Origin of the sequence: Methylosinus sp. LW3 (assembly GCF_000527115.1) — a bacterium.
In the GTDB taxonomy this organism is placed as follows: Bacteria; Pseudomonadota; Alphaproteobacteria; order Rhizobiales; family Beijerinckiaceae; genus Methylosinus.
The window spans coordinates 455,715-467,714 of sequence record NZ_AZUO01000001.1 but is presented as its reverse complement, the minus strand read 5'-3'; the positions used below and the strand labels follow the sequence as shown (position 1 = coordinate 467,714).

The following is a 12,000-nucleotide window of genomic DNA, read 5'->3' as shown; positions in this document are numbered from 1 at the left end:
GAGGACGAGCTTTCCCGCTTCTTTTCGACGCGGAACGCCTCGACGCGGTGAGTTCCCTCGAGACCTGCGCTATGACCTCAGATGAAAAATCCGCCTTCGGGAGCGCGCGATGGACGCCGGCTTCAACCGCCAAACGAGAGACAATAGCGTGTCGGACCTAGCAATCGTAGATGCGACGCCCCGCGCCGCCGAAGTCGACCGCGGGAAAGTTCTCGGCCGCATGGCCTTGTTCGACTTCTTCTTTCATAATTTGACCCGCGCCGCCGCGGTGCTCGTCCTTCTGATTCTCGGCGGCGTGATCTTCTCGCTGATCTATGGCTCGCTGCCGGCGATAAAGGCCTTCGGCCTCGGCTTTTTGACGACGGAATCGTGGAATCCCGTCACCGAGAGATTCGGCGCCGTCGCGCCCGTCTACGGCACTCTGGTGACGTCGACCATCGCCATGGTCATCGCCGTGCCGCTGGGCCTCGGCATCGCCATCTTCCTCACCGAGCTCTGCCCCCATGCGCTGCGCCGGCCGATCGGCGTCGCGATCGAGCTGCTCGCCGGCATCCCGTCGATCATCTACGGCATTTGGGGCCTCTTCGTGCTGGCGCCCTTCCTGCAGCAGCATGTGCAGCCGGCGCTGATCTCTCTCACCGCCGACATTCCCGTGCTGTCGAGCCTCTTCGCCGGCCCGCCCTATGGCATCGGCATGCTGACGGCCGGCTTCATTCTGGCGATCATGGTGCTGCCCTTCATCACCTCCATCTCGCGCGACGTGTTCGACACGGTCCCGCCGGTGCTGAAGGAGGCGGCCTCGGGCGTCGGCTGCACGACATGGGAAGTGATGCGCTATGTCGTCATCCCCTACACGCGCGTCGGCGTCATCGGCGGCGTGATGCTCGGCCTCGGCCGCGCTCTCGGCGAGACGATGGCCGTCACCTTCGTCATCGGCAACGCCCATAAGGTGTCGAGCTCGCTGCTCGCGCCCGGCACGACCATCTCGGCGACGATCGCCAATGAATTCACCGAGGCTGTCGGCGACCTCTACACTTCCGCGCTGATCGAGCTCGGCCTCATCCTCTTCGTCATCACCTTCTTCGTGCTGGCGGCGGCGCGCTTCATGCTGATGCGCATCGAGCAGAAATCGGGAGCCTGACCCTTGTCCCTCTATACCTCCCGCCGCCGCACCAATGTGATCGCCACCACGCTGTGCTGGACCGGCACCGTCTTCGGCCTCGCCTGGCTGGTGCTGATCCTCGGCGCGCTGATCTATGAGGGCGCGCGCGGCCTCTCGCCGGCCGTCTTCACCGAGATGACGCCGCCGCCCGGCGCCACCGGCGGCCTGCTCAACGCCATCGCCGGCTCGCTGGTGATGACGACGATCGGCGTGCTGCTCGGCACCCCGCTCGGAATGCTCGCCGGCACCTATATGGCCGAATATGGCCGCTACTCGAAGCTCAGCACCGTGGTGCGCTTCATCAACGACATTCTGCTCAGCGCGCCCTCCATCGTCGTCGGCCTCTTCGTCTATACGGTGGTGGTGGCGCAGGTCGGGCATTTCTCCGGCATAGCGGGCGCTCTGGCGCTGGGCGTGCTGGTGGTGCCTGTCGTCGTGCGCACCACGGAGGACATGCTGCTGCTGGTGCCGCTGCCGCTGCGCGAGGCGGCGACGGCGCTCGGCCTGCCGCGCTCCCATATGCTGATGCGCGTCGCCTATCGCGCGGCGAAATCCGGCATCGTCACCGGCGTGCTGCTGGCCATTGCGCGCGTCTCCGGCGAGACGGCGCCGCTGCTCTTCACCTCGCTCAACAATCAGTTCTGGAGCACGGATCTCAACGCGCCGGTCTCCAGCCTGCCCGTCGTCATCTTCCAATTCGCGCTCTCGCCCTACAAGGACTGGCAGCAGCTCGCCTGGACCGGCGCTCTGCTCGTCACCATCGCCGTCCTTCTGCTCTCCATCACCGCGCGCGCGCTCAGCAGCCAGGGAAAAAACAAATGACCGCCATGCCGGTTGTCGAAGCCACTATTCCGACGAAAGTCTCGGTTCGCGATCTGGATTTCTATTACGGGTCGTCGAAGGCGCTGAAATCGATCTCGCTGCCGCTCTACACCCATAAGGTGACGGCCTTCATCGGCCCGTCCGGCTGCGGCAAATCGACTCTGCTGCGCATATTGAACCGCATGTACGACCTCTATCCCAAGCAGCGCGCCGAGGGCGAGGTGCTGCTCGACGGCGAGAATATTCTCGACCCGCACATCGATCTCAACCTGCTGCGCTCGCGCGTCGGCATGGTGTTCCAGAAGCCGACGCCCTTCCCCATGTCGATCTACGACAATATCGCCTTCGGCATTCGCCTCTACGAGAAGCTCTCGCGCAGCGAGCTCGACGGGCGCGTCGAGGCGGCGCTGCGCGGCGCGGCGCTGTGGGACGAGGTGCGCGACAAGCTGAATTCGAGCGGCCTCGGCCTCTCGGGCGGCCAGCAGCAGCGCCTGTGCATCGCGCGCACCGTCGCCATTCAGCCGGAGGTGATCCTCTTCGACGAGCCCTGCTCGGCGCTGGACCCCATCTCGACCGCGAAGATCGAGGAGCTCATCGACGAAATGTCGGAGCGCTACACGATCGCCATCGTCACCCACAACATGCAGCAGGCGGCGCGCGTCTCCGATTTCACCGCCTTCATGTATCTCGGCGATCTCGTCGAATTCGGCGAGACCAATAATCTCTTCACCGCGCCGCAGAACAAGAAGACGCAGGACTATATCACCGGCCGCTTCGGCTGAGCGCGCATCGCGCACGAGGACATTGAGACCATGAGCGAACATATCGTCAGCTCCTATGACCGCGACCTCGAAGTGCTCGGCCGCAGAATCGCCGAGATGGGAGGCATCGCCGAGAAAATGCTCGCCGAAGCCATGGATGCGCTCGCCAATTTCGACATTGAGCTCGCCCATCGCGTCGTCGCCACCGATCAGCGCCTCGACGCGCTGCAGCGGGAGATAGAGGAGAACGCCATCCTCACCATCGCGCGGCGGCAGCCGCTCGCTATCGATCTGCGCGAATGCATCGCCGCTATGCGCATCGCCGCCGATCTCGAGCGGGTCGGCGATCTCGCCAAGAGCATCGCCAAGCGCACGGTGAAAATCCTCTCCGAGGCGCGCGTGCCGCGCGCCGTCATCGGCCTCAAGACGATGGCGGAAGTCGCCGCCATACAGCTGAAGGACGTGCTCGACGCCTACGCCCAGCGCGATGTCGAGCGCGCCCGCGCCGTGTGGACCAACGACAGCGAGCTCGACGCGCTGGAAGATTCGGTGTTCCGCGATCTCCTCACCTTCATGATGGAGGACCCGCGCAACATCTCCTTCTGCACGCATCTGCTGTTCTGCTCGAAGAACATAGAGCGCATCGGCGATCACACCACCAATGTCGCCGAGACAATCGTCTATCTCGTCACTGGCGAGGCGATGCCGACCGACCGCCCCAAAGGCAAATCGGCGAGCCTTCCCGCCAGCGCGGAACCGGATGAGCCTACGAAATGAATGAAATCCGCGTCGCCGCTCCGCGCGAGGCGCCGCACGACCGCGCGCCGCGCATACTCGTCGTCGAGGACGACGCGGCGCTGGCGCTGCTGCTCGGCTATAATCTCGAGGCCGAGGGCTTTCTCGTCGAGCATATAGAGCGCGGCGACGAGGCGGAGATCCGTCTCTCCGAATCGCAGCCCGATCTCGTTATTCTCGACTGGATGCTGCCCGGCGTCTCCGGCCTCGAGATCTGCCGACGGCTGCGCGCGCGCGACGACACGCGCAGCATGCCGATCATCATGCTCACCGCGCGCGGCGACGAGAATGAGCGCGTGCGCGGCCTCTCCATCGGCGCCGACGATTATGTGGTGAAGCCCTTCTCGCCGCCGGAGCTGATGGCGCGCGTGCATGCGCTGCTGCGCCGCGCGCGGCCGGAGCGCGTGGCGACGCGGCTCGTCGCCGGCGACATAGACCTCGACCGCGAGACGCGCCGCGTGAAGCGCGGCGGGCGCGAGATTCATCTCGGCCCGACGGAGTTCCGTCTGCTGGAATATCTGATGGAAAAACCCGGCCGCGTCTTCTCGCGCGCGCAATTGCTCGACAGCGTGTGGGGGCTCTCGGCGGAGATCGACGAGCGCACCGTCGACGTGCATGTCGGCCGCCTGCGCAAGGCGATTATCCGCGGCCGCGAGAAGGACCCGATCCGCACCGTGCGCGGCACCGGCTATTCCTTCGACGAGACTTTTGGAAGGAATTGAGGGGCGATGCGAGCCTGAAGGCTCGCGGTCCAGGGGGCGCTTTGGATCGCGAGCCTTCAGGCTCGCTTTTGTCTGCACGCGCTCCCTCTGCCCATCGTCATTGCGAGCGCAGCGAAGCAATCCAGAGCCGTGGGGCGGTCCCTGGATCGCGTCGTCGCTACGCTCCTCGCGATGACGGCGGCGGCGGGCTCGACCTATGAACGCCCCGCCAGCTCCGCCGCGCGATAGCCCGACCTTATCGCGCCCTCGATCGTCGCCGGAAGGCCGGTCGCAGTCCAATCGCCGGCGAGGAAGAGATTGCGCCACCCCGTCACAGCGCCGGGGCGGCGCTGCTGCTGCGCCGGCGTCGCGGCGAAAGTGGCGCGCTTTTCCTTGACGATCTGCCATTGCGGCAGCTCCACCGGCAGGCCCGTGGCGGCGGCTGCCTCGGCCCATATGCGCTCGGCGAGGCTCTCGCGGGAATCGTCCATCAACCGATCGGCGCCGCTGATCGTCACCGAGAGCCTGTCCTCGAAAGCGAACAGCCATTCGGTGAGCGAGCCGATCATGCCGAGCAGCGCCGGCTGCCCCGGCGGCGGCGCGATCTTGAAATGCGCATTGACGATGCCGCGGAAATCATCCGGCGCGACGAGGCCCGGAACGAGCTCCTGCGCCGCCCAGGGCGGGACGGCGAGCGCGACGCTGTCATTCTCGCCGAGCGCGATTTTCTCGTCGCCGAAATCGAGCGCTGTGGCGCGCTCGCCGGAAAATTCGATTCCCTTCAGCCGCGCGGCGAAGCGCGGCGCGGCGCCACGCGCGGCGAGAGCGCTCAGCGCCGGCTCGATGAACGCCGTCCCGAGCCCGCGCCGCGCGACCAGCGGACGGCAAGCGGCGCCGCCAGCGGCCAGCGTCTCGCGCAGCACGGCGGCGGCGAGCGCGGCGGAGGAGCAGCGCGGCTCCGTATTGAGCGCGGAGAGCAGCACCGGCCCCCACAGCCGCTCATAGAGCACGCCCGAGCAATTCATCGCCTCGCCGATGGTCGCGCCCTTTTTGGCGAGGAGAATGCCGATCGCGCCGAGATAATCCGCAGGCGCCGTGCCGGGCACGCGGCGATCCGCCACGAAAATCCACCAGGGCAGGCGCGAGGCGTTCGGCCTCATGCGCCAGCGCGTTCCGTCGCGCGTGTCCAAAAAGTCGAAGGCGCATTCCTTCGGCCCGACCAGCTCATCCACCGAGCCGATGCGGCGGGCGTAATCCAGCGCCGTGGCGTTGCCGGAGAGCAGCAGATGATTGCCATTGTCGATGACGAGATCGAGGCTGGAATCATAATAGGACCGGCAGCGCCCGCCCGCCATGCGCGCGGCTTCATAGAGCGCGACGCTGCGGCCCTCGTCGGTCAGACGAATGGCGCAGGAGAGGCCGGCGAGACCCGCGCCGATGATATGCGTCGTTCCGCTCACGTCAGCGCGAATCTCAGCAGGGCCAGCAGGACTTTCGTCCGCGAGGCGGAGACCGGCGCGCGCGGCGGCGCGAAGCCGCGCGCCACCAGACGATCGAGAACCGAGCGATAGGCCGTCGCCATCAGATAGGGCGCCTTCACCGCGCGCTGCGGCGAGACGCGCATCAGCAGCTCCGATTCCGCGTAATGCTTGCGCGCGCGCTCGGCCACTGCAGCGCAGACTTGCTGAAGGCCGGGGTGCGCCAGCACCGCGCCGCGCGAGAAATCGGCGACGCCCGCGGCCTCCAGCGCCTCGCGCGGGAGATAGAGCCGCCCGCGCGCCTCGTCCTCGTCGAGATCGCGCAGAATATTGGTGAGCTGCAAGGCGCGGCCCATGTGATAGGCGAGCATGCGCGCCTTGGTCGGCAGCGCGCCGCCGGCGCTCTCCGCCTCATCGGCAAGGCCGAAGACCCTCACCGAGAGCCGCCCCACCGCGCTCGCCACATGATCGCAATAGAGATCGAGCCGATCCCATTCCGGCGCGCGAATATCCTCCACGACATCCATGGCCATGCCGTCGATGACCGCCTCGAAATCGGCGCGCTCGAGGCCGAAGCGGCGCACCGGCCGCGCCAGATCGGCGCAACGCTTATGCGTGCGGCCGGCGTAGAGCGCGTCGAGATCGCGCCGCCAATCGTCGAGCTGGGAGAGGCGCAAAGCGCGATCGCCCTCCTCATCCGCAATGTCGTCGACGGCGCGGCAGAAGCCATAGATCGCATACATTGCGTCGCGCCGCTCGGGCTCGAGAATGCGCATGGCGAGATAGAAAGAGCTTTTCGCGGCGACCCGCGGCGCCTCGGGGGCGATCGTCTCCATGCTCATCGCGCGACGCTCGCGGCGGAGGCGGCGCGCGGCGAGACGAGCCGGCGCAGCAGAGTGATCCCGGCGCCGGCCAGCGCCGTGAGCAGATATTGGCGCTTGGAGGCGTGAACCTTCTCGCTCAGCGGATCGGCGACGCGCAGCCGCGCGGTGAGCGTCTCGGCGAGGCGCTGGATCGCGCCCACTTCCATGGCGAGGCGCGTGTCGACGATGAGATCGGCGAAAGGCGCGCTCTCCTTCAGCAGCCCCTGCGTGCGCTCGGCCAGCGCGCGCAATGTCGCGGCGAGCTGCGGCGAAGCGCGATCGGCGGACAGCATCTCGACGCTCGCGCCATTGGCGGCGAGCATGTCCTGCGGCAGATAGACGCGATCGAGATTGCGATAATCTTTCGCGCAATCCTGCAGATGATTGATGATCTGCAAGGCCGCGCAGAGCGCGTCGTTCGGCCCCCAGCTCCGCGCGCGATCCTCGCCATGGACGTCGAGCACGAAGCGGCCGACCGGCATGGCCGAATAGCGGCAGTAATCGATGAGATCGTCCCAGTCGCGATAGCGCAATTGCGTCACGTCGCGGCGGAAGGCGATGAGCAGATCCTGCGCATGGCGGGGCTCGAGGCCGCGGACGGCCAGCTCGGCGCGCAGCTTTGCTGCGACGGGGATATCCTCGCCGGAGCCGAGCAGCGCCGCCTCCATGCGGTCCAGCATGGCGATCTTCTGATCGCCGGGGAGCGTCGCATGGTCGGAGATATCGTCCGCGGCGCGCACGAAATCGTAAAATGCCAGCACGGCCGCGCGGTGGCGCGGCGCGAACAGAGAGGCGACGGGGAAATTCTCGTCCTTATGGCCTTTCCCCGAAGCGGCGGCGGCGATGTCGCTCATGTGATCGCTCATCCTCCTCAGGGGGCCTGGTAGCGGCCCTTCCAGGCGCCGCCGCGCCCGCGTGTGTGCCGCCAGGCGGACAATAGCGTGAACCACGTATAGCAGGCCGCGACCGCCGGCAAGGCGAAGGCGCCGAGCCGATTGCGTCCGTAGAAACGCAGAGACGGCATATAGGACTGCGCCATCAATAGATAGGCGGTGAGAGCGATATAAGCCGCCGGCTCCGGCGCCGCGAAGGCGAGAATGGGCGGCGCGAGATAGACGAGGCCCATGCCGAGAACCGCGCCGGCCAGCCGCCAGGGCGAATAGCCCAATTGCGCATAGGCCGAGCGCGTCACCATCTGCTCGATGTCGCGCAAATGCGGATAGGGCCGCAGGCTCCAGGCGTCGTCGGTGAGGCCGAGCCAGATCGGCCCCTGCTTCTTCATCAGCTTGCCGAGCGCGCAATCGTCGATCAGCGCGCCGCGGATTTGTTGCAGGCCGCCGGCCTCCTCCAGCGCCGCGGGGCGCACCAGCATCACCCCGCCGGCCGCCCCGGCGACCGGGCTTTTCGGGTCGTTCACACGCGGGAAGGGGTAGAGCATCTGGAAGAAGAAGACGAAAGCCGGCACGAACCAGCGCTCGGCGAGGCTCTCGCAGCGCAGCTTGACCATCAGCGAGGAGAGCACCGTCCCGCGCGCCGCCGCCCCGGCGACGAGCCGCTCGACGAGGCCGGGGGCGAAGGCGATGTCGGCGTCGCAGAACAGCACGAAATCGGGCGAGACCCCGCTGGAAAGGACATGGGCGAAGCCACGGTCCATGGCCGCGAGCTTGCCGGTCCAGCCCTGCTCCGGGCGCCCCTGGAGCACGGTGAGGCGATCCTCGGCGCCTTCCTCGCGAGCGCAGGCGCGGGCGACCTCGGCCGTGCCGTCGGAGCTCTCGTCATCGACGAGGACGATCTCGAGCCGGCCGGAGAACTCCTGGCGGAACAAAGATCGCAGGCCGATGGCGACGACGTCCGCCTCGTCGCGCGCCGGAATGACGGCGACGACGCGGACGCCCTTGGGGACTAGCGCGCCCTTGGGGACGAAACGGCGGTCGTGCTCAGTGAGGCGCCAGAAGCCGCCATTGCCGAGCAGGAGATAGAGCCAGACGAGGAGGCCGACGCCTCCGAGGACAATCGCGATCATATTCCGAGCGTTCGCGTCGCCGGGGTCGCCGGGGACGATGTGACGAGGGCTCGGCCATAGCATCGCCGCGGCCGCGAGGCCAGCCCGGCCGGCGAACGCCGCATCGCAACCGCCGGCGTCTAAGGGATTTTCCTCAGAAATGGCCGGCGGCGGCTTCTCTTCCATCTGGAACAGGCGTATATCGCCGCGCCGGCGCAGCCGGGTCCGAGCATGTCGAACAGCATGTCGAGGGACCGGCGGCGCGCCCGCGCATTCCGATGTCATTCGAGGAAATTTCCATGGATCCCAATGTGGCGCGTGACGCGGCGGGCTCTTCCTCTCGATGCGACACGGAGGGCGCGGCGGCGACGCAGCCGGCGCCCGTCGCCGAGGGACACGGCTCGGCGACGAGCGCGGGCCTCATCATCGGCTCGATCGGCGTCGTCTATGGCGACATCGGCACCAGCCCGCTCTATGCGCTGCGCGAGTCGCTCGCCCACGCCAAATCCGGCGGGCTCGGCGAGGATGTCGTCATCGGCACGATCTCGCTGCTCATTTTCGCGCTGATCTTCACCGTCACCGCGAAATATGTGTTCTTCCTGATGCGCGCCGACAATCGCGGCGAGGGCGGCATTCTCTCGCTGATGGCGCTGGCGCAGATCGCGCTGGGCCGGCGCGCGAGGCCGGTCTTCCTTCTCGGCGTCGCCGGCGCGGCGCTATTCTCCGGCGACGCCATCATCACCCCGGCCATCTCCGTGCTCTCGGCGGTCGAGGGCCTCGAGATCGTCAATCCGAAATTCGGCGAATATGTCTTTCCCATCACCGTCGCGATTCTCGTCTCGCTGTTCTGGGCGCAGAGTCACGGCACGGCGCGCGTCGCCGCTCTGTTCGGCCCGGTAATGGCGATCTTCTTCATCGTGATGGCGGCGCTCGGCGCCTCCCATATCGGCGACGCCCCGCAAGTTCTGCGCGCCTTCGATCCGCGCCACGGCTTCGTCTTTCTGCTGACCCATGGCTGGGTCGGCTTCGCCGTGCTGGGCTCGGTCTTCCTCGTCGTCACCGGCGCCGAGGCGCTCTACGCCGATATGGGCCATTTCGGCCGCGCGCCGATCCAGATCGCCTGGATCTTCTTCGTGCTGCCGGCGCTGTTCCTCAATTATCTCGGCCAGGGCGCGCTGATCCTCGCCGATCCCAAGGCGATCGAGAATCCCTTCTTCCTGCTGGCGCCGGACTGGGCGCTGCTGCCGCTGGTCATTCTCTCGACCCTCGCCACCGTCATCGCCAGCCAGGCGGTCATCACCGGCGCCTTCTCCATCGTGCGCCAGGCGATACAGCTCGGTCTGCTGCCGCGCCTCGAGATCACCCACACTTCCGCGACGCAGGAGGGGCAGATCTACATCGGCCGCGTCAATCGGCTGCTGCTGATCGGCGTGCTGGTGCTGGTCACGGCCTTCAAGAGCTCGAGCGCCCTCGCCTCCGCCTATGGCATAGCCGTCACCGGCACGATGGTGACGACGACGGCGCTCGCCTTCATCGTGGTGTGGCGCAAATGGCATTGGCCGCTCTGGGCGGCGTCGCTGTTCATCCTGGCCTTCCTGACCGTCGATCTCGCCTTTCTCGCCGCCAATCTGATGAAGGTGGTCGAGGGCGGCTGGGTTCCGCTGCTGCTCGGCGGCGGTTCCATGGTGGTGATGTGGACCTGGGTGCGCGGCACATCCTTGCTCGCCGAGAAGACGCATCGCGATTCGATCCCGATCCGCGATCTCATCGCCATGCTGGAGAAATCCAAGCCGACGCGCGTGCCCGGCACGGCCGTCTTCTTGACCAGCGACCCCGAGGCCGCGCCCACCGCGCTGCTGCATAATCTCAAGCACAACAAAGTGCTGCACGAGCGCGTGCTGGTCATTTCCGTGAACACGGAGGACACGCCGCGCGTGCCGCCGGAAAAGCGTTTCGAGATCGAGAAGCTCGCGCCGGACTTCACCCGCGCGACGCTGCATTTCGGCTTCATGGAGAGCCCGCGCGTGCCGGCGGCGCTGGCGGCGATGCGCAAGGCAGGCGTCAAATACGACATTATGACCACCTCCTTCTTCCTCGGCCGGCGCTCGATCAAGGAGAGCCCGGCCTCGGAAATGCCGGTCTGGCAGGACAAGCTCTATGTCGCTCTGACCCGGCAATCGGCCAACGCCACCGACTTCTTCTCCATACCGACCGACCGCGTGGTGGAACTCGGCGCTCAGCTGACGATCTGAGCCCTCGCGAGCCGCTGCGGGCGCGAGCGCAATTACGTGGTTTCCACGATTTGCCCTCGCGCCGCGCATTTCCGAGAATCACGCCAACGAGCAAAGTCGCGCGTGCGTATCGTCGGAGGGCCTGCCTCCCCCGTGTGTCGCGACCGGTGGGAGAATCCGATGGCCAATCAGAATTTCGGCGATTTTCGCGATCTCGGTAAGTATCAGCTCGACGCTTTCAACACCGCGACCAGCTCGACGGCCAAGAGCCTGCGCGCCATAGCGGAGGAGGCGACCGACTACTCCAAGCAGTCGCTCGACAATAGCCGCAACTATTTCGAGAAGCTGATGCGCGTGCAGAAGATCGACGACATTGTGCAATTGCAGTCGGAATTCTACCGCAACGCCTATGGCGATTTCTTCGCCCGCGCGACGCGCGTCGGCGAGCTGTGCTCCAATCTCGCGAAAGAGGCTTTCGTCTCCGCCCAGAGCGCGAGCGAGCAGGCGACCAAGGCGGGCCAGGAGGCGACCACTAAAATCATCGCCGACATCAGCGAGCAGACCGAGAAGCTCGCCGCCAAGGCGCGCGAGGCGGGCAAGGGGGAGCATTAGCAAAGGCGCTCTTGCGCCGGCGCGCGAGTTTTGCCACATAGGGCGCGGGAGGTTGGCGGTGGACGCTCCACTCGCCAACCGGGTCAGGTCCGGAAGGAAGCAGCCCTAACGAGTTCCGGGCGGGTCTTTGTCCAGCCTCCCACTCTGGTTTTGCGGAGAATTTTGCTCATGGGCGATGCGTCGTATCACGGCTCCTGCCAATGTCGGGCGGTGACATTCGAGGCGACGCTGGACCTCGACCACACCATCACATGCAATTGCTCCCGTTGTCAGCGACTGGGCGCCGTCTTGAGCTTTACGCCCGCGGAAAAATTCCACTTGAGCTCGGGCGAGGATGCTCTCGTCGAATATCGTTTCAACAAGAAGATGATCGCTCACCGCTTCTGCAAGATCTGCGGGATCGAGCCCTTCGCCCAGGGCGTGTCGCCGGATGGCGCGCAAATGGTCGCGGTCAACGTCAATTGCCTCGACGGCGTCGATCCGCGCGCGCTGGCGTCGACACACGTCGACGGGAGAAGCGTCTAGATTTTCGCCGCATGGCGGTGGATAAGGCGGTCGCGAGCCTTTAGACTT

At 66.5% G+C, this 12,000-nt stretch carries 12 protein-coding genes and 1 other RNA gene; 9 read left to right on the top strand and 4 right to left on the bottom strand.

Features of this window, described 5'->3' with window-relative positions; all coding sequences use genetic code 11:
- Positions 1-220: 220 nt before the first annotated feature.
- The 5 genes from pstC to phoB are packed head-to-tail and all read left to right on the top strand — an operon-like array spanning position 221 to position 4,262.
- Positions 221-1,141, top strand: coding sequence for a phosphate ABC transporter permease subunit PstC (pstC, locus tag METLW3_RS0102285; RefSeq protein WP_245267429.1), 921 nt, complete (start codon positions 221-223; stop codon positions 1,139-1,141).
- Between the two features lie 3 nt (positions 1,142-1,144).
- Positions 1,145-1,984 (top strand): phosphate ABC transporter permease PstA, encoded by an 840-nt coding sequence (gene pstA, locus METLW3_RS0102280; protein ID WP_024878390.1) that lies wholly within the window; start codon positions 1,145-1,147, stop codon positions 1,982-1,984.
- On the top strand, positions 1,981-2,766 hold the full coding sequence (gene pstB / locus METLW3_RS0102275; protein ID WP_024878389.1) for a phosphate ABC transporter ATP-binding protein PstB: 786 nt from the start codon (positions 1,981-1,983) through the stop codon (positions 2,764-2,766). The genes pstA and pstB overlap by 4 nt, the downstream gene beginning before the upstream one ends.
- A gap of 30 nt (positions 2,767-2,796) precedes the next feature.
- Positions 2,797-3,522, top strand: coding sequence for a phosphate signaling complex protein PhoU (gene phoU / locus METLW3_RS0102270; RefSeq protein ID WP_018267050.1), 726 nt, complete (start codon positions 2,797-2,799; stop codon positions 3,520-3,522).
- The gene (gene phoB / locus METLW3_RS0102265) at positions 3,519-4,262 is read left to right on the top strand and encodes a phosphate regulon transcriptional regulator PhoB (RefSeq protein ID WP_024878388.1); all 744 of its coding nucleotides are present in this window, start codon (positions 3,519-3,521) and stop codon (positions 4,260-4,262) included. The genes phoU and phoB overlap by 4 nt, the downstream gene beginning before the upstream one ends.
- A 194-nt stretch (positions 4,263-4,456) precedes the next feature.
- Here the strand turns inward: phoB and hpnE are convergent, their stop codons facing one another.
- From hpnE to METLW3_RS0102245, 4 genes are read right to left on the bottom strand one after another with little or no spacing between them, the layout of a single operon-like run.
- Positions 4,457-5,701: a hydroxysqualene dehydroxylase HpnE gene (gene hpnE, locus METLW3_RS0102260; RefSeq protein ID WP_024878387.1), complete on the bottom strand. Its 1,245-nt coding sequence runs from the start codon at positions 5,699-5,701 to the stop codon at positions 4,457-4,459.
- Positions 5,698-6,561 (bottom strand): presqualene diphosphate synthase HpnD, encoded by an 864-nt coding sequence (hpnD, locus tag METLW3_RS0102255; RefSeq protein ID WP_084484763.1) that lies wholly within the window; start codon positions 6,559-6,561, stop codon positions 5,698-5,700. Before hpnD ends, hpnE begins: the two co-directional genes overlap by 4 nt.
- On the bottom strand, positions 6,558-7,436 hold the full coding sequence (gene hpnC, locus METLW3_RS0102250) for a squalene synthase HpnC (RefSeq protein WP_024878385.1): 879 nt from the start codon (positions 7,434-7,436) through the stop codon (positions 6,558-6,560). Before hpnC ends, hpnD begins: the two co-directional genes overlap by 4 nt.
- 17 nt (positions 7,437-7,453) lie before the next feature.
- The gene (locus tag METLW3_RS0102245) at positions 7,454-8,605 is read right to left on the bottom strand and encodes a glycosyltransferase (protein ID WP_024878384.1); all 1,152 of its coding nucleotides are present in this window, start codon (positions 8,603-8,605) and stop codon (positions 7,454-7,456) included.
- Positions 8,606-8,883: 278 nt separating this feature from the next.
- On the opposite strand from METLW3_RS0102245, the gene METLW3_RS0102240 reads away from it, so the two are divergent.
- From METLW3_RS0102240 to METLW3_RS0102230, 4 genes are all read left to right on the top strand, one after another.
- A complete protein-coding gene (locus tag METLW3_RS0102240) occupies positions 8,884-10,836 on the top strand; it encodes a potassium transporter Kup (protein ID WP_245267210.1) in 1,953 nt (650 codons plus the stop codon).
- 159 nt (positions 10,837-10,995) lie between these two features.
- Positions 10,996-11,427, top strand: a complete 432-nt coding sequence (locus METLW3_RS0102235; RefSeq protein ID WP_024878382.1) for a phasin family protein — start codon at positions 10,996-10,998, stop codon at positions 11,425-11,427.
- A gap of 46 nt (positions 11,428-11,473) precedes the next feature.
- Positions 11,474-11,571, top strand: an RNA gene (gene ffs, locus METLW3_RS27295) — signal recognition particle sRNA small type.
- Between the two features lie 24 nt (positions 11,572-11,595).
- Complete coding sequence (locus tag METLW3_RS0102230; protein WP_024878381.1) at positions 11,596-11,952, top strand: GFA family protein; 357 nt, start codon at positions 11,596-11,598, stop codon at positions 11,950-11,952.
- The last annotated feature ends 48 nt before the right edge of the window (positions 11,953-12,000 follow it).